The following is a 20,775-nucleotide window of genomic DNA, read 5'->3' on the forward strand; positions in this document are numbered from 1 at the left end:
AGCGCAAGTCAATTCGGTGCTGGCGATATATCTGAACATTTGAGTTGACAGATGAACTAAAGTTCACGATGCTTTTGCACATTAATTGATTGGCAGAGGGCGGTTTAAAAATGGGCTCAAACATAGCACTGACGGGGCTGGCCCGGGATCTGGCTGCTCGGGCAAGCAACGGCAAACCGGTGCGCATCGGTCTGATTGGTTCAGGCGAAATGGGAACCGACATCGTCACCCGCGCATCCATGATGGATGGCGTGGAGGTTGCCGCGATTTCGGAAATCAATCCGGCGGCGGCGCATAAAGCGGTCGAAATTGCGAGGCGATCCAAAGGCCACAGCCAGGATGCGAACACTATCGATGCGTTGAATACCGTGATCGAGAGCGGCAAGACCGCGATTGCCGATAATGCCGATGCAATTCTCCAGTCGGGTCTGATCGATGTCGTTATCGACGCTACGGGCATTCCAGCGGTTGGTGCCGAAATCGGGCTGCGCGCGATGGAGCACGGCAAGCATCTGGTGATGATGAATGTTGAGGCTGATGTCACCATCGGCTCGTACCTGCGACGCGAAGCCGAGCGTTTAGGTGTGGTCTACAGCTTGGGTGCAGGCGACGAACCTTCCTCCTGCATGGAGTTGATCGAATTCGTGTCGGCGATGGGCCACAAGATTGTTTGTGCCGGCAAGGGCAAGAACAACCCGCTTAATATTGACGCGACTCCTGATGGGTATGAAGCGGAAGCCATTCAGCGTCATATGAACCCGCGTTTGCTGGTCGAGTTTGTTGACGGATCAAAGACCATGGTGGAAATGTCCGCCATTGCCAACGCTACTGGTCTGATTCCTGATTGTGACGGCATGCATGGTCCTGCCGCCGGCCCGAAAGAACTGGCCAAGACGCTGATTCCTGAAAAAGACGGCGGTCTGTTGAAGGGGATAGGTCGTGTCGATTATTCGATCGGAAAGGGCGTTTCGCCGGGGGTCTTTGTAATTATCGAAGCCGAGCACCCGCGGATTCGCGAGCGCCTAGCCGACCTGAAAATGGGCGATGGACCTTATTTCGAGTTTATCCGTCCCTATCACCTGACTTCGCTGGAAGTGCCGCTGACCTGTGCTCGCGCCGTTCTTTACGGCAAAGCCGACATGGTCCCCCTCGACAGGCCGGTCGCGGAAGTTGCGGCGGTGGCAAAACGGGACTTGAAGCCCGGCGAAAAGCTCGATCAGATTGGTGAATATACCTATCGCGCCTGGGCCATGGAAGTGTCTCGCGCGCGCACGGCTCAAGCACATCCGGCCGGCCTGTTGACTGGCGCAACGGTGACTTCGCCGATCCGGAAAGGCGAATTGATCACTGCGCTCAATGCTACCCTGCCGAACGCGAAGATCGTCGAACTGCGCCGCCGTCAGGACGAAATGCTCTACGGGAAAGTGGCAGCCAATGTCTGAAATTAATACCCCTTATGCCATTCGCGCCTACTCGCCGGAGGCGCTGAAGTCGGCGTTGCGCAAGATGATCCTGATCCGCAAATTCGAGGAAGGTGCGGAGGATTGTTACACGCGCGGCCTGATCCACGGCACGATGCACCTGTCGATCGGGCAGGAGGCATCCGCGGTCGGATCGTGCATGTCGTTGAGCGATGAAGACAAGATCACATCGACCCATCGCGGCCATGGTCACTGCATCGCCAAGAACGCCGACCTTGGAAAGATGTTCGCCGAGTTCTTTGGCAAGGAAACGGGCTATTGCCGGGGTCGGGGCGGCTCTATGCATATCGCCGATGTGACAAAGGGCAATTTGGGCGCCAACGGTATCGTTGGCGGCGGCCTGCCGATTGCTGTGGGCGCTGCACTATCGGCAAAACGGCTGGGAACGGGCGCTGTTACGGTCTGTTTCTTTGGTGACGGGGCCAACAATGAGGGCGCCTTCCATGAAGCGCTTAACATGGCCTCGGTCTGGAAACTGCCGGTGGTCTTCGTCTGTGAGAACAACAAATATGGCATGTCGACATCGATTGAACGCTCGACGGCAGTCAAGAATATCTCGGAACGGGCTGTGGCCTACTCAATGCCGGGCGTGACGGTTGACGGCAATGATCTTTCCGCCGTAACCGAAGCCGTCGATACCGCGGTAGCGCGGGCCCGGGCCGGCGAAGGCCCAACCCTTGTTGAAAATCTGACATATCGATGGCGCGGCCATTCGAAATCCGATCGCAACCGCTACCGCACCAAGGAAGAGATCAGCGAATGGATGGAACTCGACCCGATCCGGCAGATGATTGAGTTGCTTGTCTCGCACAAGATCATATCGGAACGCGAACTCGAGGAGCTTCAGGCCGAAACGACCCAGGCCATCAAGGACGCGGTCGAGTTTGCGGCGGCAAGCCCTTCACCCGAACTGGGGGATGCCATCCGTTTCGTCTATACCGAAGAGGCCGCAGTATGAGCGCTGAGGACAATACCGAGTTGCGGGAGCTTTCCTACGCCGAAGCAATTCGCGAGGCGATGGACATCTCTCTGGAACGCGATGAACGCGTCATTCTCATGGGAGAAGACATCGGTGTTTATGGCGGCGCGTTCCAGGTGACCGGCAATCTCGTCGAGAAATATGGTACAGACCGGGTGATCGACACCCCGATCTCGGAGCTTGGCGGCGCTGGCGTTGCCGTCGGGGCTGCTCTGACGGGGCTCAGGCCGATCTTTGAATTCCAGTTCTCGGATTTCGCTGCATTGGCGATGGAGCAGATCGTCAATCAGGCGGCCAAGATTCGCTATATGCTGGGCGGAGCTGTTTCTGTTCCGCTGGTAATGCGTTTCCCGGCTGGTTCGGGAACCGGGGCGGCTGCGCAGCATTCGCAGAGCCTCGAAGCATGGTTCGGTCACGTTCCCGGCCTGAAGGTCATTCAGCCTTCGACGCCCGAAGACGCCAAGGGCATGCTTCTGGCGGCAATGGAAGACCCTGATCCGGTGATGATCTTCGAGCACAAGATCCTCTACAAGATGAAGGGCCATGTCCCGGCGGGCTATTACACAACGCCGATCGGCAAGGCTGCTATCCGCCGACCGGGCGCGGATGTCTCCATCGTCGCCACATCTTTGATGGTTCACAAGGCGTTGGCTGCGGCTGAAACCTTGGCCAGCGAGGGTATCGATGTCGAAGTGATCGATCTTCGCACAGTGCGTCCGATGGATCGCGAAACGATTCTGGGGTCTGTCCGCAAGACCGGGAAACTGATCTGCGTCTATGAAGGCGTCAAGACTTTGGGCGTCGGTGCCGAAATATCGGCCATGGTTGCCGAGAGTGATGCATTCGACTTCCTGGAGGCGCCGATCGTTCGTTTGGGCGGCGCGGAGAGCCCAATCCCCTACAATCCCGAGCTCGAAAAGGCGGTCGTGCCACAGGTGCCCGACATTCTGGAAGCCGCCCGAAACATTGCTAAAGGTCTTATCTGATGCCTGTTGAAGTCATCATGCCCAAAGTTGACATGGACATGGCCAGCGGCAAGATCATGGTTTGGCATGTCGCAGCGGGGGACAAGGTAAGCCAAGGCGATCCGCTTTTCGATATCGAGACAGACAAGGCCGCGATGGAGGTTGAAGCTTCCGAGAGCGGGTATCTGCATCATCCGGTCGCCGAAGGGACTGACGTTCCGATTGGGCAGCCGGTGGCCTGGATCTATGTTGAGGGCGAGGAGGTGGGCCCACCCCCTGTTACTGTCGCGCCGTCAGCAACAGGTCATGCGCCCGAAGCGAATCTGGATCGTGGTCGCGATCCGGCAATCGAGAAGCCTGCAGAAGAAGCAGTTTCCGGCGGGGCAGAGCATCAGAAGACGCGGGCTACACCTTTGGCCCGTTCGCTGGCCCGGAAGGCCGGAATTGACATCGGCAGAATTGATGGAAGTGGGCCTCGCGGCCGTGTTCAGGCTGGGGATGTGCGCGATACTTTGCAGCAACCCCAGTCTCAACCAATCCAAGCGGCGGCAGCTGGTTTTTCCTTCGAGACCGGAACGCTGGCTGTTACCCGTAGCAAAGGTGGTGCCGGAACACCCATCGTGCTGCTCCACGGCTTTGCCAGCGATGCAAAATCCTGGGCTCCTCTGGAAGGACACCTGAGTGACCGCCCGATCATCCGGATCGAGCTGCCGTCTCACGGCAAGTCGCCCAAACTTCGCATAACCCGTTTTGCCGATCTTGTCTCTGAAGTGCGCCGTGCGTTTGACGCGCTTGATATTGAAACCGCGCACCTTGTTGGCCACAGCCTCGGTGGTGCGGTAGCCCTTGCGCTCGCCGACACCCGTCACAAGACTGTTGCTTCCCTGACGCTTCTTGCGCCCTGTGGTCTTGGGCCTGACATCAATGGACAGGCACTCACCGGAATCGGCAATGCCACGCGCGCCGAAAGCCTGGGCCCCTGGCTGAAGTATATGGTAGCGGATGAGCGCTTGATATCCGACGGGTATGTACGCGCAGCGATGGCAACGCGCGCAGATGCTGGCATGCGCGGTGCTCAGATCGCACTGGCGGATGCTGTCTTCCCTGATGGTGTGCAGGCGTTTGACATGAGAGCCGCACTGGACCGCGTGGAAACGCCGACGAAAATTGTGTGGGGCAGGCAGGATCGGATCATCCCCTGGCAACACGCGCTGCGGGCACCCGGTCGGGTAAGCCTGCACCTGTTCGAAAATGTCGGACACACGCCGCAGTTTGAAATTCCGAACGAGGTTGGAAAACTCTTGCGCTCCCATCTATGATAGCTGCGACTACGATTATCAGTGCGGGAATATCTCATGGCAGCAGACACAATACCGAACGGCGCTGTTGCCCGCAGTAAAACCGCGATGGATCCGCAAAGCCAAATGCGGGTCCGGGCTGCATGGCTCTATTACATTGAAGGTTTGACTCAGTCCGACGTTGCGGACCGACTCGGTGTCAATCGGATCATGATCACGCGCCTTCTGTCGGAAGCCAGAAAACGTGGCGAAGTCGTGATCCGGATTAAATCGAAGCTCGGATCGTTGGTCGAATCCCAGATCCAACTTGAGAAGAAATTTGGATTGGGGAAGGCAATCGTTGCTCCGTTCGCTTTAGATGGCGGCGATCCGACGCGGGTCATCGCGGCCGCTGCAGGCGAATATGTTTCGGGTTTGATGCGCAACAATGTGACGATAGGTGTGGGATGGGGACGAACTCTTCACACCATGCTTCCGTATATCGAGGGCCGTTCCCTCGAAGGGGCCAGGGTCGTGTCGTTGCTTGGGGGCATCGCCCAGGCGCGTAGGTTCAATCCGGCAGAATTTGCCTGGCAGTTTGCCGAATTGTTTGACGCAGAAGGCTTTTTGATTCCAGCTCCGGCGATCGTCGATTCTGCCCAGACCAAGCATGCTCTGCTTGAGCATTGCGGGCTTGATCATATTATGGGTATGGCCGAGACCTGTGACGTCGTGCTTTTGTCATGTGGCGGCATTTCGACAATGACGACGTCTTACCGAACTGGCCATGTATCGGAGGCGGAACGAATTTCGCTGACCGAGGCCGGTACGGTGGGGGATGTTCTTTATAATTTTCTCGACAAGGACGGACAACCTGTTCACCATCCGGTCAATGATCGCTGTATCGCCGTGTCGGTCGATCGTTTATCGCGATTGTCGAACAAGGTGCTGATTTCCGGCGGTGTGGAGAAAACCCAAATCATCCGGGCAGTCTTAAAGTCGGTGAAACCGAACACGCTTGTCACCGACGAAGCCACAGCCAAACGCCTGTTGGACCGCGATGAATGAGACACATCGAGCAGGCATATTGAGGGTCGGTTGGGCGGCGTGGTTCTGCTCTGAACTTCCTTAGATCGGCCGCATTGGATCAATAAATAAAGCAGCCTGAACGAACCAGAATTGCTAGGCTGCAGCTCATTGCGGGATCGCCTGACTCGTCCCATATGATTTGCTCAGGGGATGCCGTCATTGTATCTATGGGCATTCGACAAGACCGGAGCATACAAGATGCCGAAACTTCCAATGCAGGTGCCAAACATCGTCAAACGGGTGCTCGATTCATCTCCCTCTGATTTGCGACTCTTTGCCCATAAGCTCCATGACCATGCGACCGAAGAGAGAATGTCGCCTGCAGACGTGAAGGCGAGCCTGGCTCAGCTTGGATACGACAATATCGCTGATTTTTGCCGCGATCTTGATATGCCCAGCCACGTCGCTGAACACTGGGAACGATTTGGGGTGTCGGTGGAGATGCGCCAGGTATTTCGGTTGATGATCAATCAACACAACCGGTTTGCCGCGGCGGTCGCTGAATTCGAAGCCATCACCCATGTTGGTCTGGAACAGTTTCTGAAGGGGCGGGGCGTCCTCTGACCCTTGTCAGCCAACACACTAATCGTGTTGGAGCAAAGCTTGGGCTGTCAGCATGTCAGTGACGAGGACTCCCGTCGGCATGAGCCGCAGTGCAGCCAGGATGGCCTTCACTTTCGCGGCGCCACCAGCGGCCAGAACAATTTTCGGAATTTTGGCAACGGTTGCCAAATCGACCGCCATGATGCGGCTATTGAGTTCGTGGTCAACAAGTTTGCCCTGCGCGTCTATAAAATAGCAAAGTATGTTGGCGACGGCCCCTTTGGCGGTCAGCGATGGGAAAAATTCACTGCCGACAATGCCATGTCGGAAGATTGTGGCATCTGGCGATATTTCCCCAACGGTAAGCAAGGCGATATCGGCATTTGCCGCACGCTGTTTGACTTCCATCAAAGGCGCCTGTGCCCACAGCGCCTTCGCAAGTTTCGGGTCGTCGACCACCACGGGCGCCGTGATTTGGTAGCTGTCGATATCGAATGCCTCGGCTACCTTTGCAGCGACAATAGAGGGATTGATCCATCCTGAATGCGGCAGGCTGCCAACGAGTCCGATGACGGAAGCGTCTTTCAGCTTGCGTTTTTCAAGAAATTGCAAGCTGCCGAACAGGGTCGCGCCGCCGCCGATAGCCAGCGTCTTTCCGTCACCCATCTCCGTGCTCAGATAGCGGGCAATGGCATGCCCGATGGCTTTCTCCAGATTCTTTTCATTGGTGGGGGAGGGGATGACGATGGCGGATACCAGCTTCCAGCGTTTTTCAAGCGCTCGCTCGACAGCAATCTGTTCACTAGCAGTGCTGTTGATCGTCGTTACGACGATACCTTCGGTGACGCACTCGGCTAATGTTCGCATCACCTTGACCCTGCTGATTTGCAGGTGCTCGGCAATTTGCTCCTGAGTCATTTTTTCAACGTGATAGAGCCAAGCAGTCTTAACTTTGAGGTTGGAGGATTTGCTCCGCCATTCCTTGTCATTCATCTGATGTCCTCTGCTTCGCCAAATGAAAGCATTTTTCCTTACCACAAATATGTCGCAGTCAGCATGATTGATAGGTTGTTCAATTGTCATATTGATGTTACAAATGAACAGTAGTGAGGAGGTTGCAAGCTACCACCAGGTCCGGTGGCTTGCACGTGGTGTATGATCAGATGCAAGTGCGTCTTGATTAAATGCACAATTGGACCCGTGAGGAGATAACAATATGAACGTGTTTTCCATAGCACTGAAGCGCGCCCCGGTGTTTTTCGCTGCCGCCTTCATGCTTTCCAGCGCACATGCGGATGAGCTGACACTCTATACGTCCCAGCCGGACGCAGACGCGGCCAAGACCGTTGAGGCATTCCAAAAGATCAATCCCGACGTTGAGGTGCAGATTTACCGGTCCGGGACCAGCGACATCATGAGCAAGCTTGCCGCTGAGTTCGCCGCAGGTGCAACGCAGGCTGATGTCCTGTTGATCGCGGATGCAGTGAGCATGGAGAGCCTCAAGGCTCAGGACAAGCTTTTGAGCTACCCGGAAGCGAACGTGGATGGTTTTTCAGAGAACGTTTATGATGCGGACAAGACCTATTTTGGCAGCAAGCTGATCACCACCGGCATTGCCTATAATACCGGTGTGACTGCGAAGCCCGAGCACTGGGCCGATCTTGCTGGTGACGAGTACAAGGGCCTCGTTGTAATGCCGAGCCCCCTGTATTCGGGCGCTGCGGCTTTTCTTCTCAGCGGTTTCGTCGCCAACCCAGATCTCGGGTGGGATTATTTCGAGAAGCTGAATAAGAACGAGCTCATCAGTGTTCGCGGCAATGGCGCTGTTCTCAAGTCAGTGGCAAGTGGCGAACGGCCGTACGGCATCATGGTCGACTTCATGGCACTCAATGCGAAAGCTAAGGGGTCGCCGGTGGAGTTCGTGTTTCCGTCCGAAGGTGTGCCCGCCGTGACCGAGCCTGTGGCCATCATGGCGTCGGCAAAGAATGTTCCCGCAGCGAAGAAGTTCATCGACTTCATTCTCTCCGATGAGGGCCAGAAACTGGCACTCGAACAGGGCTATCTGCCTGCCAACCAATCCATCGGTCGTCCTGATTGGCTTCCCGAAGGTGTCGATGTCACGGTCATGCCAATCAAGACCCAGGAAGTCTTGATGAAGACCGACGCCGACAAGGAAAAGTTCACGGAGCTGTTCGGCGGATAATATGCGCCGGGATGGCGACTGGTCATCCCCTAGGCTTTGTTGGTTAGCTTACCGCAGCGTCAGCCCAAAACCGGAGTCCGGTTTTGGGCAACCTGCTCAAGGATCTATCGATGCTGAAAAATCAAGAAGGGGGGTGGGACTTTGATCGAGTCCTGACCCTGGCGGTAGTTGCTATCGTGCTGCTTCTGTCGATCATGCCCATGTTCCGGCTGCTCTTCGAGGTGGCTGTGCCCAGCAGCGGTTCACCGGGCGCGCTCGGCAAGACGTTTTCCAGTTCTGCTACTTGGACTGCAACCTTGCATTCCCTGCAGGTCGGAATTGGGGGAACTATTCTTGCTGTGTTTTTGGGAACCTCTGTGGCGCTCATTGTCGGGCTGACCGCAGTGCGGGGCCGTTCGGTCTTCGTGTTCCTCTATGTCACGCCCTTGCTGATTGCGCCTCAGGTCACTGCGTTGGCATGGCTGCAGTTGTTTGGTCCGGCCAGCCCGTTTCTTAAACTGATTGGCATGGCTCCCGCCCTGGGCAGTCGAAATCCACTGTACTCGACAACGGGCATCATCGTGCTTCTCGGCGTTCAATACGGACCGTTGGTTTTTCTAATGGTGCGCGCTGGCCTTCGCAAATTGCCGCGAGAACTAGTGGAGGCTGGATCCAGCAGTGGAGCGGGGCGGTTTACTGTTCTCAGGACCATCATCCTGCCACTGATGATGCCGTCCATCATCGGAGCTGCCGCTCTTACCTTTGTATCCTGTGTTGGTAATTTCGGAATTCCGGCCTTCCTTGGCATTCCGGCTAACTATCTTGTGCTCCCGACACTGATCTACCAAAAACTTGCCGGCGGCGGACCTACAGTGCTCTCCGAAGTTGCGGTGTTGTCGATCCTGATCGGCGTTATCGCCATGACCGGTATCTTCGCGCAGGAATATGTGTCCAGACGGCGTGACTACCGCATCGTTTCGACATCTCTGCCCGCAGCGCCTTACGATCTCGGAAAATTCCGTCTGGTGATCGAGTTGTTGATGATGCTGGTGGTCATCGCAGTGCTTGGCCTCCCGATTCTCGGTCTGGTGCTGACCTCGCTGGTATCGGCCTATGGTGCGCCTTTGACGCTGCAAACGATCACGCTTGCAAATTATGGCTTTGTCATATTCGAACATGGCGCCACCGGCCGGGCCTTTTTCAACAGTTTTGGTCTGTCGTTAACAACCGCGTTCTTTGCGGTGATGATTGCGGTGCCGCTCGCCTACATGGTGACGTGGCGTCAAAGCTGGTGGACGAGGATCATCAATCTTTCGATCGAGCTGCCCTATGCACTGCCGGGCGTGGTGTTGGCGATTGCCGCGTTGTTGCTGTTTCTCAAGCCGCTGCCGGTCATCGGAGTCCAGATCTATAATACCATCTGGATCATCCTCTATGCCTACCTGGCTCGCTTCCTGGTTCTGGCGCTGAGGCCGACCGTGAGCGGACTGCATCAGATCGATAGATCCCTCGAAGAGGCGGCCCAGGTGGCCGGGGCAGGGCTGATAACCCGCATGCGGACAATCATCTTTCCGCTCGTGGCGCCTGCGACAATAGCCGGTGGTGTTCTCATCTTTCTCACGGCATTCAGCGAGCTCACGGTGTCGGCATTGCTGTGGGCCTCTGGGTCCGAAACCATCGGCGTTGTTATCTTCTCCTTCGAGCAGGGCGGCGATTCCAACTATGCGGCGGCCACATCCACACTCACCGTCGCGATGACCTTCACACTCATGCTGCTGACCAATCTGTTCGCGCGGCATCTTCCCAACGGAGTTCTGCCATGGCGGGATTGAAAATTGAAAATGTAACCAAGACGTTTGGTTCGATGCATGCGCTTTCCGACGTCTCGCTTGATGTGAAGAATGGCGAGTTTGTCGCGGTTCTTGGCCCATCGGGTTGCGGCAAGACCACGCTTTTGCGCGCCATTGCCGGCTTCGAGAATGTCAGCGATGGTCAAATCACCGTTGGTGAGACACTAATGTCGAGCCGAAGCGTGAATGTGCCACCGGAAAAGCGCAAGGTTGGCATAGTCTTCCAGAACTATGCGCTCTGGCCGCATATGACTGTGTCCGAAAATGTTGGCTACAGCTTGAAGGTCGCCAAGATTGATAAGGCAACCCGTGAGAAACGCATAAAAGATGCGCTGGAACTGGTGGATCTGGTTGGGCTGGGCGATCGTCGTCCTGCCAATTTGTCAGGAGGGCAGCGGCAACGCGTGGCACTTGCACGATGCCTCGTGTCGACGCCGTCGCTCGTGCTCTTCGATGAACCTCTGGCCAATCTGGATGTGCATCTGCGCGCGTCCATGGAGGAGGAGTTTGCCGAGTTCCACAAACGGACCAAGACCACCATCGTCTACATCACCCACGACCAAGCCGAGGCGATGGCGCTGGCGGATCGCATCGCCGTCATGGATCATGGCAAGCTGATACAATTTGCAACTCCGCGCGAACTGTATCAGGAGCCCCGCAGCGAAATGGTGGCTGCCTTCATAGCGCAAGGCATGGTGCTTCCCGCACAACTCATGTCGGCGCCCGAAAATGGGCATTGCAAGGTCCAACTGCTGGGACAGGACGCGGTGTTCCGCTGTGCTTCCGATCAGAAGCAGGTGACGGCGGCGAAAGTCTGCATCCGCTCATCCGACATTGAGGTCGTGGACAAGGACGGTATTGCAATTACTGTCAAGCGCGTCATCTATCGCGGCGGCGGAGCGCGCATCGATGCGTTTCCCGTCTTGAGTCCCGAACTGCAGCTGACATTCGACGTCCCTGATCCGGTCTCCCTGTCAGAAGGTGAAACCGCCCATATCCGCATCAACTCAGGATGGGTCATCCCGCAGGGAGATTCACAATAATGCAGATCGATCTGTATGGCGGTTTTGGCGAAAAGGGCCGGACCAGCGTCGGAATTTCGACTTCTGACACCCGGATTCTGCTCGACGTCGGTATCAAGGTCGGTGCCATGGGACGGGACTATTACCCGGCAATCGACGTAGCCGCGATCGCAAGCCTTGATGCGGTGTTCGTCTCGCATGCGCATGAGGATCATATTGGCGGATTGAGCTGGCTGTTGTCGTGCGGTTTTCACGGTCTCATTTTCATGACCCATGAAACCCGTGGTGAAGCCGATGGAATGCTGGCGCAATACGCTGATCCGTCCCACGTCCGCGATTATCCGATTGATCGCTGTCGGGTCAAACTCTTTACCCCGGGAGAAACCTTGCGCGTCGGCCCACTCAAGATATTGACCGGGCGATCGGGCCATGTGGTTGGCGGTGTATGGTTCCACGTTGATGATGGCGAGCATCAGGCCGTCTATTGTGCCGATGTCACACCGGGAAGCAGCGTGTTCGTGATGGATCCTGTGCCTCGGTGCGATCTGATTGTGTTGGATACATCCTATGCTGCCGATTCAATTTCCGGTTTACAGCGTCGCACCGAGATCGAGAATTGGATAGCCGCTCACCCATCCGGCTGCCTGCTGCCTGTACCGGCGTCAGGCAAACCCCTGGAAATCATGGCCATATTAACTGGCAAATTTGCCATTCATCAGGCGATGCGCCAACCTATTTCCACACAGATCCTTGCGGAGAACGCCTTCGCGCCATCCACGCAGGAGCTATTGCGGCAACGGTTGGAACGTGCAGTGGACTGGTCTGACGGTGACCCGTTTCCAGATTGTCCGCTGCTCACCGTTGACGGCATGGGCAGCGCCGGTCCGTCCGTGGAGGCGATCCGGCGTGCTGCGGCGCAGGGCTTACCAATTCTGCTGACAGGCCATATTCCGGACCATACCCCAGCGCGCCGCTGTTATGACGAAGCGCGTGCTACCTGGATAAGGCTGCCCACGCATCCAACGCGCGACGAAAACGTGGCGATATGGAATGCCGCCAGCAGTCCCTACGCCCTTGGCCATTCTTGTCCGCATTCCGGTCTCCGCGATTTGCAGCACTTCCTACCGAAACTAGATGTCACGGCTGTGACAGGTGACCACCTCGAAATTTGATGGAAAAGACAATGAGAATTCTGGTTTGCAATGATGACGGAATAGATGCTCCAGGGCTTGCCATGCTCGAACAGGTGGCACGCCGGCTGACGGATGATGTCTGGGTGGTGGCGCCAGATGGCAAACGCACCGCCGCCAGCGGATCGATCACCGTCGCCCGACCGCTGACAATGACCAGGCATGGCGACAAGCGGTACTCCTGCTGGGGAACGCCGGCTGATTGTGTCGTGACGGCAATGACCTGGCTTTTCGAGCAAGATCAGAAGCCGGATCTCGTGCTGTCGGGCGTAAATGACGGTCGCAATGTCGGCGAGGATCTGGCCTATTCAGGCACGCTCGCAATTGCCCGCGAAGCGACCTTCTGGAACATTCCCGCTATTGGATTTTCGCGGGTGAAGAACCCGCAGATTTCACCAGGCGATGAAATCTGGTTAAGCCAGCTGATCGGTACTGTCTGGGCCGCTCGGGATCAGTGGTTCGCAGAAGGGCACTGGCTCTCGATGAACCTGCCCACCACGTTGCCAGCACCGGTTCGCCAGCCGCGCATCGGTCGCGACAAAATTGCTCGCGCGGCTGACATAGTTGGAACTGACGGTGATGTGACAACCCTGATCATACCGCGCGGACGCGCGCATCATGCAACAGACGGCGACGAGAACGATCTGATTGACAAGGGCTATGCCTGCATCAACCGTCTCAACTGGTTCGGGCAGAAGGTTCTGGAGGACAGCCTGCTTGAGCAACTGTCCGTGTGAATGACCCGTTGCCGGACTACGAAGACAGCACTTCGTAGTCCGCTGAAATTCTCCGCTTCGGCGAGCAAAACGCCTGGCGTCATGGCGATGGCGATTGAATCTGCCGGTTGTCTGAATGGGTGCTCTCATCGGCCAATACCCTGGTCCGCCTCATGCTTGCCGGAAACACCCTTAGTTCTGGAGTGAATATGGATATGATCCTGGCATTCGTTGCCCTGGCAGGGCACATCGCGCTTCTTCTCTGGGGCACACGCATGGTTCAAACCGGTGTGCAAAGAGCGTATGGGCCGAACTTGCGCTCATTTCTCGGACACGCCTTGAACAATCGTTTCAAGGCTTTTCTTGCCGGAATGGGTGTGACGGCTCTCCTCCAGAGCAGCACGGCAACCGGCTTGATGGCTTCGGGATTTGCTGCCGGCGGATTAGTTGGCCTGGTTCCGGCGCTGGCGGTCATGCTTGGCGCCAATGTCGGTACAACGCTTATCGTTCAAGTCCTTTCCTTCGACATCGCAGCGCTGGCGCCAGCTTTGATCCTTGGCGGTGTCTTGATGTTTCGGCAAAAGACCAATCCAACGGTTCACGATCTCGGACGTGTTGTTATCGGCCTCGGTTTCATGCTGATGGCGTTGCACCTGCTCCTCGAGCTGATGACACGGTACGAGGGAACGGAGACCGTGGCCATCGTGCTTCACGGCATATCGACCATGCCCGTTTTCAACCTGATCCTCGGGGCCATCGTGGCTTGGGCAGCCCATTCAAGTGTCGCTGTCCTGCTGGTGATCATGTCGATGACAAGCCAAGGGTTGGTTACTCCCGAGCAAGCTCTCGCCTTGGTTCTCGGCGCCAATCTTGGCACGGCGTTGAATCCGGTGCTGGAAGGCCATTCAGGCAGTGATCTCGCATCGAGAAGGTTGCCGATCGGCAATCTTCTCACGCGTGTTGCCGGCGTCGCCATTGCCTTGCCCATGCTATCGCACATGAATGATCTTCTCGTCATGTTCGGCGGCGACAAGGCGCGGATAGTGGCCAACTTCCACACCGCCTTCAACCTCCTGCTCGCGCTTGTCTTCATGCCCTTTCTGGTGCCGTTTTCTGCAGTTCTGAGATGTTGTCTGCCGCGCAAGATAAATCCGGCGGATCCGGCACAACCACTCTATCTCGACCCTGCCGCCACCGAAACGCCGGTGGTGGCGATAGGCGCGGCGGCGCGCGAAGTTCTGCGTCTGGTGGATGTACTTGGCGAAATGATTTCCGGCGCCAAGCTGTCGATCACCAGTTCTGACCGCAAGGCACTCTCCGCACTCAGACGCAAAGACAACGTCCTCGATAGCCTCAACACGGCTGTCAAAACCTATTTGACCTCTATCGATGCCGATGAGCTAGGAGATGCGGACAAGCGGCGGGTGCACGAAATTCTCCTGTTTTCGATGAATATCGAACATGCCGGGGATGTTCTTGACCAGAACCTGCTGCCGCATCTTGCCAAGCGCCTGCGCCGCGGTCTGACGTTCTCGCCGGAGGGGCAGAAAGAACTTTGTGATTTGTTCGAACGGCTCTTGATGAACCTGCAGAAGGCAGCGGCGGTACTGATGACACAGGATGAGCGTACAGCCCGAATGCTGGCAGACGAGAAGGTGATTTTCAGGAGGGTGGTGCGTGAGGGTACCTCGGCTCACTTCGACAGGCTACGCAAGGGAGACATCAACACGATAGAGACCAGTTCACTTCACCTGGACATTCTACGCGATCTCAAGCAGATCAATTCCCATTTGGTTGCTGCGGCAGCGTATCCGGTGCTCGAGCAGTCAGGAGCGCTTCGGCAAAGCCGGCTTACCAGCGTCGAGCTGGCGCCAGTTCTCGAAGCGGGAGCTTGATAACGCCGAGCTTTCTCTGCCCGCGGTTTTCAGCGCCCCGATTTGGGTGGTGCCGGTCGTCATCAGCAATGCAATTTGCGGCGGAAGTGTACGGCCCATATAACTCTGTCTTGTATTGCCGAGTTGTTCGGTCAGTCGTGTTGGACTAAGCCGCGTCTATGTATACGCCGACAAACATGCCGTGGCTGAAAGGCTTTGGTTGCCCTCGTGAGATTATCGCCTATGCGGTTTGAGCTTACCATCTTTTCCCATGAGCACGGGTGATGTTGAAGACTTGTTGGCCGCGCAGACGTGGTTCTCAGCCGCGTAACTATCCGACTGTGGGTCAAACGCTTTAGGCCATTCTTTGCGAATTGCATCCGTCGGGAGCGATCAAGGCCGAACGACAAGTGTCACCTAGAGGAAGTCGTGGTCACGATCCGCTGGGAGAAATACAGGCTGTGGCGCAAGCGATGCAAATGACGACATCCTCGATATCTTGGAGCAAACGCGCCGGAATGCCAAAGCTGCAAAGCAGTTTATGAGGGACGGGTTGCCCGGTTCGGCGAATCGCGAATCGTCATACCGACAAATTGCGGAGTTACATCAAACCGATTTAAGCACTGGTGCCGGACGCTAAACATCGCGCCAACAAAGGCCTCAACAACGTGACCAAAGTGTCGCATCAACCGGCCCGAAAACGTGAGAAATAATGGCCAGTTCAATCCCACCGGAAAGCAAAGCACTTTGTGTCCGCACATGGTCAAATCAACCCGATTTTCCGTCCCCGCCGCTTTCACCTCACCGCTTCTTCTTACCGCCGCGCCTGCACCGATACTTCCAACCGCGGGCCAGACTTCACCGCCGAAGTAGCAGCATCGGACAACCCTTGCCAGTCCATGCTGGGTTCAAATTTCAAGTGCCGCACCTGATTTGTTGATTTCGTTGAATATGACTTCAGCCGGGGTTTTGTAGCCGAGGCACTTTCCCGACGTATTGCGGATCGTTGACACTTCGAAAGTCGACGATCATCGTCGGGGTAAGTGTCGGTCCGGAAAGAAGTTGAATGATATGAATCGTTTGTGATTCCATGCCGTTGATTTGTTTGACGATGGGATGGAGGCTATGTGGACGAAAGCGAACCGTGGGAAATACAATCGGGATGGTCTGCGCTATCCCAGCGATCTGACGGATGCGGAATGGGCGCTGGTCGAGCCTTTGATACCTCCTGCCAAGCGGGGTGGCCGCAGGCGTGAGGTCAATGTGCGCGAGGTTCTTAACGGCCTGCTTTATGTTCTCAGCACCGGCTGCCAATGGCGGGCTGTTCCGAAGGACTTGCCGCCGAAGAGCACCCTGTTCAGCTATTTCGACCTTTGGAACTGGGACGGCACACTCGGCCGTATTCATCAGGAGCTTTATGTGAAATGCCGCGAGGCGATGGGACGCGAGGCTAGCCCGACAGCGGCGGTCATCGACAGCCAGAGCGTCAAAGGCGCGGAAAAAGGGGGGCTTGTATCGACCCGAGCGGGTATGATGCGGGGAAGAAGGTCAAGGGTAAGAAGCGGCATATCCTTGTCGACACGGTAGGTCTGCTGCTGCATGCGCTGGTTCATCCAGCCGACATCCAGGACCGCGACGGCGGCCTGCTGGTCATCAAGACGTTGTTCGGGCGCTATCCGTTTTTGAAGAAACTCTTTGCGGACGGTGGCTATCAGGGACCTGTCTTCGCCAAGGGTCAGAAGAAGGCCATGCCCGGGCTGGCGATCAAGATCATCAAGCGATCCGACATCGTCAAGGGTTTTGAGGTTCTGCCGAGACGCTGGGTGGTCGAACGGACTTTCGCGTGGCTTGGGCGATGCCGCAGGCTGGCAAAGGACTTCGAGAACCTTTCGCGCAACGCGCTCGCCTTTCTCAAACTCGCGTCTATCCGCCTCATGCTGCGAAGGCTCTGTTCAAAATGAACAACTTTCCGGACCGACTCTAAGGCCAATCAAGCTAATCTTGATCGTGGTCGCGTAGATGTAGAACGTTTAAATATGAACTCCGCATCAGATGTGCTTGCGATTGCTCAGTCTTGACCTCGCCGCCTAATTGAGCGCTAATTGCTTCTGGGCAATACACGCAACGGGAGAACCTCAGCAAGATACAGGATTTAGTACCGAGTTATTCCTGGATCTCACTAAGCCGGTCATTCCTATGATGCGTCTAGACTGTGAAAAAAAAGGGCTGAAGACAGAAGCTGGGAGGCGACGTATGTTACATTGGTACGGTCGGAGCGTCGACGCAATGTGCGAGTTCTTGGGCTGGCTTGGTTGGGGCCTCATACTCTACGCCATGTGTTTTGGAATAACGGACGTTTTCCTGCGCTACGTGCTCAACGCCCCCTCCATGTGGATCGGCACGTCGATCCAGGCCGCAATGGTGCTGATCGCCTGTGTTGGCGGGGCCTACGCGCTCAACCATGGTTCTTTTGTAAAACTCGATCTGTTCTATGCAAGTGCAAGCGCCCGCACCAAGGCCATTCTTGACATCCTGACAGTACCTTTCACCTTTCTGTTTTTGGGGGTCCTGTTTTGGAAAGGCATCGATGCGGCACTTCTTTCAATAAAACTCAATCAGGTCACGCCCACAGGCGTGCCAATTCCCATCTACCCGATCAAAAGCGCAATACCGCTGGCGGCTGTGGTGGTAATGCTTGTTGTTCTCAAGCAACTGGCTATCGACATCCGGACTCTGGTGACCGGACAGACTTCGCAGTTGGAGAATGATGACGAATTGCTATGAGGAATCATCGGACAACAAGCGAGAACCAGAAGAAACTAAGGGAGGAGAAACTTATGAATATTGTGACTAACATTCTCAAAACTGCATTCGTATCAGCAAGTGCGCTGCTGCTGGGCGGATCGATCGTGCTGGCACAGGCAGACGGCCCACCGGAGGAAGTGACGAATTGGGTGTTCCAACCTGCATTCGATTCAACGGATGCAGGCTGGGACAACGGGTTGATGCCCTGGGTCAAGGCTGTCGAAGAAGCCACCCAAGGCAGCGTCAAGATCCGCGTCGAACCCGCAGGCGCGCTGACCAGCGGCTCGGAAGCCTTCAGTGCGGCTGTTGCCGGGCAGACCGACGGTTATGCCGGCTGGGCGACTGTGTATGGCGGCGAGATGCCCGAAGGCATGCTGGCTTTCGGCATGGCGATGGGCGCGACAACCCCGGAAGAGGCGTGGGAGGCCATGTGGGGCAATCCCGCTTACCGGATTGGCGATATTGTCCAAGAGGCCGCCCATGCGCGCAACCTGCATTGGGCCGGTTGGTCGGATCAGGGCCCCAACGCCATGTTCACCAAGTTCCCGATCAACAAGCTGGAAGATCTTTCCGGCAAGAAGATGCGAGCTGGCGGGCCGCAAGCTATTTTCCACGCTGCAATGGGCGGATCACCTGTCTCGCTGAACGCCGGCGACATCTATACGGCGATCAAGCTGGGCACCATTGAGGGCACCTATTGGGATACCGGCGGTATCGATGACATGTCCTACCAGGAGGTGATTCAGTACGCGAGCCTGCCCGGCTGGAACCCGGCGCAGCATCAGGAAATCTTCATCAACCTCGACAAATGGAACGCGCTGACAGATTGGCAGCGCAAACAGATCGACGGCATCTTTGAATCGACCTACTTTGAAACCAGCAAGATGCATCTCGACGGCGTCGATCATGCCTTGCAGGTGCTCAAGGATTCCGGTGGCGAAGTGATCACCATGTCCGATGAAGAGATCGCCCGCATGCGTGCAAAATCCATCAGTGACGTCTGGCCGCAGGTCGGCGCTCTGTCGGAGGGCAACGCAAAAGGCGTCGCCCTGTGGACGCAGTTCCTGAAAGACAAGGGCTACATCAAGTAACGCACTGAGTGTTTTTTGCTCATCCGCCTGTCCCGGACATGTGTTGGGGACAGGCAGACATCAGGAGTTGCCGGTCAGCCATCCGAACAAGAAACGATATCGGTAGGGCCCCTGATTTCTCGGTAGAATTCTTTTTCTGAATCATTCCCTATTTCATAGGATATCCCATGAGCTTGGAAGTCATTACCGCACTCTACTTTCTGGTGTTGTTCGTAGTTCTTTTCATGGGTTTGCCGGTTGCATTCGGCCTTGGGGGAACGGCCGTCATCTTCGCGATGGTTTTTGAACCCCGCGCACTGTTCGCGGTTCCGAGCGCATTTTACTACACGCCCTGGAATTCGATCCTGGTGACCGTGCCGCTGTTCCTGTTCATGGGGAGTTTGATTCGCTATTCAGGTATTGCCGACATGGCCTATGACGCCGTTTACAAGCTGATCGGCCATATCCATGGCGGTTTGGCGATGGGGACCGTTGTCGTCTGCACCATATTTGCCGCCGTAACCGGGATCACCCCGCCAGCGACGATCACGATGGGGCAGATCGCCTATCCGTCGATGATGAAATACCGCTATGACCGCAAGATCGCGATTGGCGCAATTGCTTCAGGTGGCGCTTTGGGGGCATTGATCCCGCCGAGCGTTCCTTTCATTTTCTACGGATTGCTGGCAAAGGTTTCGATCGGCGATCTTTTCCTTGCAGGGATCGTTCCGGGGCTGATGCTGGCCAGCTTTTACATCATTTACATCGGTGTGCGTTGCCGCTTGCAGCCAGAACTCGGCCCGGCACTGCCTCAGGACCAGCACTTCAGCCGAAAGGAAAAAGCGGTAGCCGTGGTCAATGTCTGGCCGTTCGCCGTTCTGATCATCCTCGTTCTAGGTGTTATCTGGGGAGGCGTGGCAACGCCTGCCGAAGCGGCAGCATTCGGCGCCACCGGTGCGGTGATCATCAATCTCATCTACGGACGCCTTTCCTGGAATGTCTTCAGACAGTCCATCGCCACTACGCTCAAACTGACCGGGATGGGGCTCTGGATCCTGATCGGTGCAAACATCTATCTGAACGTGTTCAACACAATGGGCAGTCAGGATCTCTTGACGGAGCTGGTTCTGTCCATGCCCGGCGGTACGAACGGCATCCTGGCGATGATGATGCTGATCATCCTGATCCTCGGAATGGTCATGGACGACTGGGCGATCATCATGCTTTGCACCCCCCTGTTCATTCCGATTGTGGATCAACTGGGCGTGGACAAACTGTGGTTTGGTGCCCTGTTCGTTGTCAACATCCAGATCGCATATCTGACGCCACCATTCGGCTTCGTCCTGTTTTGGCTGAAGGGTGTCCTGCCGAAGAATGTCAGTTTTGGCGATGTTTACACCTCGGTTGGGCCGTTCGTGGTGTTACAGCTTATCGGATTGTCGCTCATCTTCCAGTTTCCAGGAATTGCAACCGGCCTGCCGAATCTGTTCAAGTAGAATGAAGCGCTGAAACAAAGACCGGACTGGTGTTGCCGCCCGAATCCAAGGGCTTCCTCAGGCTGAACAAGAGGTCGCTTCGCCCGGCATTGGTGCATGAATAAGATTTCATCGCGTCCCGTTTATTCAGCTCGGATCCACACCAACTGGAATGATCCCGCATGCCGCACAAACATAACGCCACTCGTCGCCATCATATCGGTAAGATGCTGTTCAAGGTGACGAGTTGGACGGAG

The 20,775-nt window shown here is 56.2% G+C and carries 17 protein-coding genes and 1 pseudogene; 17 read left to right on the forward strand and 1 reads right to left on the reverse strand.

Annotated features, from left to right (window positions below; translation table 11 throughout):
* Positions 1 to 110: 110 nt before the first annotated feature.
* The 6 genes from ACK6D9_RS04220 (at position 111) to ACK6D9_RS04245 (ending at position 6,355) form a co-directional block, all read left to right on the forward strand.
* The gene (locus ACK6D9_RS04220; protein ID WP_412051732.1) at positions 111 to 1,442 is read left to right on the forward strand and encodes an NAD(P)H-dependent oxidoreductase; all 1,332 of its coding nucleotides are present in this window, start codon (positions 111 to 113) and stop codon (positions 1,440 to 1,442) included.
* Positions 1,435 to 2,439, forward strand: coding sequence for a thiamine pyrophosphate-dependent dehydrogenase E1 component subunit alpha (locus ACK6D9_RS04225; protein WP_412050751.1), 1,005 nt, complete (start codon positions 1,435 to 1,437; stop codon positions 2,437 to 2,439). Before ACK6D9_RS04220 ends, ACK6D9_RS04225 begins: the two co-directional genes overlap by 8 nt.
* Complete coding sequence (locus ACK6D9_RS04230; protein ID WP_412050752.1) at positions 2,436 to 3,446, forward strand: alpha-ketoacid dehydrogenase subunit beta; 1,011 nt, start codon at positions 2,436 to 2,438, stop codon at positions 3,444 to 3,446. Before ACK6D9_RS04225 ends, ACK6D9_RS04230 begins: the two co-directional genes overlap by 4 nt.
* Before the next feature lie 17 nt (positions 3,447 to 3,463).
* Complete coding sequence (locus tag ACK6D9_RS04235; RefSeq protein ID WP_412050753.1) at positions 3,464 to 4,744, forward strand: acetoin dehydrogenase dihydrolipoyllysine-residue acetyltransferase subunit; 1,281 nt, start codon at positions 3,464 to 3,466, stop codon at positions 4,742 to 4,744.
* Positions 4,745 to 4,780: 36 nt separating this feature from the next.
* On the forward strand, positions 4,781 to 5,770 hold the full coding sequence (locus tag ACK6D9_RS04240; protein ID WP_412050754.1) for a sugar-binding transcriptional regulator: 990 nt from the start codon (positions 4,781 to 4,783) through the stop codon (positions 5,768 to 5,770).
* A 219-nt stretch (positions 5,771 to 5,989) separates the two neighbouring features.
* Complete coding sequence (locus ACK6D9_RS04245) at positions 5,990 to 6,355, forward strand: hypothetical protein (RefSeq protein ID WP_322990666.1); 366 nt, start codon at positions 5,990 to 5,992, stop codon at positions 6,353 to 6,355.
* A gap of 18 nt (positions 6,356 to 6,373) precedes the next feature.
* On the opposite strand, the gene ACK6D9_RS04250 is transcribed toward ACK6D9_RS04245, so the two are convergent.
* Positions 6,374 to 7,327 (reverse strand): sugar-binding transcriptional regulator, encoded by a 954-nt coding sequence (locus ACK6D9_RS04250; RefSeq protein WP_412050755.1) that lies wholly within the window; start codon positions 7,325 to 7,327, stop codon positions 6,374 to 6,376.
* A gap of 280 nt (positions 7,328 to 7,607) precedes the next feature.
* On the opposite strand from ACK6D9_RS04250, the gene ACK6D9_RS04255 reads away from it, so the two are divergent.
* The 11 genes and pseudogenes from ACK6D9_RS04255 to ACK6D9_RS04305 all read left to right on the forward strand — a co-directional run bounded on the left by ACK6D9_RS04255 (position 7,608) and on the right by ACK6D9_RS04305 (position 20,539).
* The gene (locus tag ACK6D9_RS04255) at positions 7,608 to 8,537 is read left to right on the forward strand and encodes an ABC transporter substrate-binding protein (RefSeq protein ID WP_322990669.1); all 930 of its coding nucleotides are present in this window, start codon (positions 7,608 to 7,610) and stop codon (positions 8,535 to 8,537) included.
* Between the two features lie 110 nt (positions 8,538 to 8,647).
* Positions 8,648 to 10,348 carry an ABC transporter permease gene (locus tag ACK6D9_RS04260; protein ID WP_412050756.1) on the forward strand — a complete coding sequence of 567 codons (1,701 nt, stop codon included), beginning with the start codon at positions 8,648 to 8,650 and terminating at the stop codon, positions 10,346 to 10,348.
* On the forward strand, positions 10,336 to 11,409 hold the full coding sequence (locus ACK6D9_RS04265; protein ID WP_412050757.1) for an ABC transporter ATP-binding protein: 1,074 nt from the start codon (positions 10,336 to 10,338) through the stop codon (positions 11,407 to 11,409). Before ACK6D9_RS04260 ends, ACK6D9_RS04265 begins: the two co-directional genes overlap by 13 nt.
* Positions 11,409 to 12,560: an MBL fold metallo-hydrolase gene (locus ACK6D9_RS04270; protein ID WP_412050758.1), complete on the forward strand. Its 1,152-nt coding sequence runs from the start codon at positions 11,409 to 11,411 to the stop codon at positions 12,558 to 12,560. The genes ACK6D9_RS04265 and ACK6D9_RS04270 overlap by 1 nt, the downstream gene beginning before the upstream one ends.
* Positions 12,561 to 12,571: 11 nt before the next feature.
* Positions 12,572 to 13,315, forward strand: a complete 744-nt coding sequence (locus ACK6D9_RS04275; protein WP_412050759.1) for a 5'/3'-nucleotidase SurE — start codon at positions 12,572 to 12,574, stop codon at positions 13,313 to 13,315.
* 188 nt (positions 13,316 to 13,503) lie between these two features.
* Positions 13,504 to 15,189: a Na/Pi cotransporter family protein gene (locus ACK6D9_RS04280; protein ID WP_412051733.1), complete on the forward strand. Its 1,686-nt coding sequence runs from the start codon at positions 13,504 to 13,506 to the stop codon at positions 15,187 to 15,189.
* A gap of 158 nt (positions 15,190 to 15,347) precedes the next feature.
* A pseudogene (locus ACK6D9_RS04285) lies at positions 15,348 to 16,100 on the forward strand (IS6 family transposase).
* Between the two features lie 193 nt (positions 16,101 to 16,293).
* A protein-coding gene (locus ACK6D9_RS04290) for an IS5 family transposase (protein ID WP_412050760.1) occupies positions 16,294 to 17,129 on the forward strand; the annotation gives its coding sequence in 2 pieces (ribosomal slippage) (positions 16,294 to 16,678 and positions 16,678 to 17,129; 837 coding nt in all).
* Positions 17,130 to 17,454: 325 nt separating this feature from the next.
* Positions 17,455 to 17,952 carry a TRAP transporter small permease subunit gene (locus ACK6D9_RS04295; protein ID WP_412050761.1) on the forward strand — a complete coding sequence of 166 codons (498 nt, stop codon included), beginning with the start codon at positions 17,455 to 17,457 and terminating at the stop codon, positions 17,950 to 17,952.
* Between the two features lie 53 nt (positions 17,953 to 18,005).
* Positions 18,006 to 19,064: a TRAP transporter substrate-binding protein gene (locus ACK6D9_RS04300; RefSeq protein ID WP_412050762.1), complete on the forward strand. Its 1,059-nt coding sequence runs from the start codon at positions 18,006 to 18,008 to the stop codon at positions 19,062 to 19,064.
* 167 nt (positions 19,065 to 19,231) lie between these two features.
* A complete protein-coding gene (locus tag ACK6D9_RS04305) occupies positions 19,232 to 20,539 on the forward strand; it encodes a TRAP transporter large permease (protein WP_412050763.1) in 1,308 nt (435 codons plus the stop codon).
* Positions 20,540 to 20,775: the final 236 nt, after the last annotated feature.

This window comes from Hoeflea sp. Naph1 (assembly GCF_046837775.1).
In the GTDB taxonomy this organism is placed as follows: domain Bacteria; phylum Pseudomonadota; class Alphaproteobacteria; order Rhizobiales; family Rhizobiaceae; genus Hoeflea.

What these genes read in the sequence shown, in the direction of transcription:
- ACK6D9_RS04235 (WP_412050753.1), top strand. Translation starts at nt 3,464, where the DNA reads ATGCCCAAAGTTGACATGGACATGGCCAGCGGCAAGATCATGGTTTGG.
- ACK6D9_RS04305 (WP_412050763.1), top strand. Translation starts at nt 19,232, where the DNA reads ATGAGCTTGGAAGTCATTACCGCACTCTACTTTCTGGTGTTGTTCGTA.
- ACK6D9_RS04300 (WP_412050762.1), top strand. Translation starts at nt 18,006, where the DNA reads ATGAATATTGTGACTAACATTCTCAAAACTGCATTCGTATCAGCAAGT.
- ACK6D9_RS04230 (WP_412050752.1), top strand. Translation starts at nt 2,436, where the DNA reads ATGAGCGCTGAGGACAATACCGAGTTGCGGGAGCTTTCCTACGCCGAA.
- ACK6D9_RS04280 (WP_412051733.1), top strand. Translation starts at nt 13,504, where the DNA reads ATGGATATGATCCTGGCATTCGTTGCCCTGGCAGGGCACATCGCGCTT.
- ACK6D9_RS04295 (WP_412050761.1), top strand. Translation starts at nt 17,455, where the DNA reads ATGTGCGAGTTCTTGGGCTGGCTTGGTTGGGGCCTCATACTCTACGCC.
- ACK6D9_RS04270 (WP_412050758.1), top strand. Translation starts at nt 11,409, where the DNA reads ATGCAGATCGATCTGTATGGCGGTTTTGGCGAAAAGGGCCGGACCAGC.
- ACK6D9_RS04245 (WP_322990666.1), top strand. Translation starts at nt 5,990, where the DNA reads ATGCCGAAACTTCCAATGCAGGTGCCAAACATCGTCAAACGGGTGCTC.
- ACK6D9_RS04225 (WP_412050751.1), top strand. Translation starts at nt 1,435, where the DNA reads ATGTCTGAAATTAATACCCCTTATGCCATTCGCGCCTACTCGCCGGAG.
- ACK6D9_RS04260 (WP_412050756.1), top strand. Translation starts at nt 8,648, where the DNA reads ATGCTGAAAAATCAAGAAGGGGGGTGGGACTTTGATCGAGTCCTGACC.
- ACK6D9_RS04255 (WP_322990669.1), top strand. Translation starts at nt 7,608, where the DNA reads ATGCTTTCCAGCGCACATGCGGATGAGCTGACACTCTATACGTCCCAG.
- ACK6D9_RS04250 (WP_412050755.1), bottom strand. Translation starts at nt 7,327, where the DNA reads ATGAATGACAAGGAATGGCGGAGCAAATCCTCCAACCTCAAAGTTAAG.
- ACK6D9_RS04275 (WP_412050759.1), top strand. Translation starts at nt 12,572, where the DNA reads ATGAGAATTCTGGTTTGCAATGATGACGGAATAGATGCTCCAGGGCTT.
- ACK6D9_RS04265 (WP_412050757.1), top strand. Translation starts at nt 10,336, where the DNA reads ATGGCGGGATTGAAAATTGAAAATGTAACCAAGACGTTTGGTTCGATG.
- ACK6D9_RS04240 (WP_412050754.1), top strand. Translation starts at nt 4,781, where the DNA reads ATGGCAGCAGACACAATACCGAACGGCGCTGTTGCCCGCAGTAAAACC.
- ACK6D9_RS04220 (WP_412051732.1), top strand. Translation starts at nt 111, where the DNA reads ATGGGCTCAAACATAGCACTGACGGGGCTGGCCCGGGATCTGGCTGCT.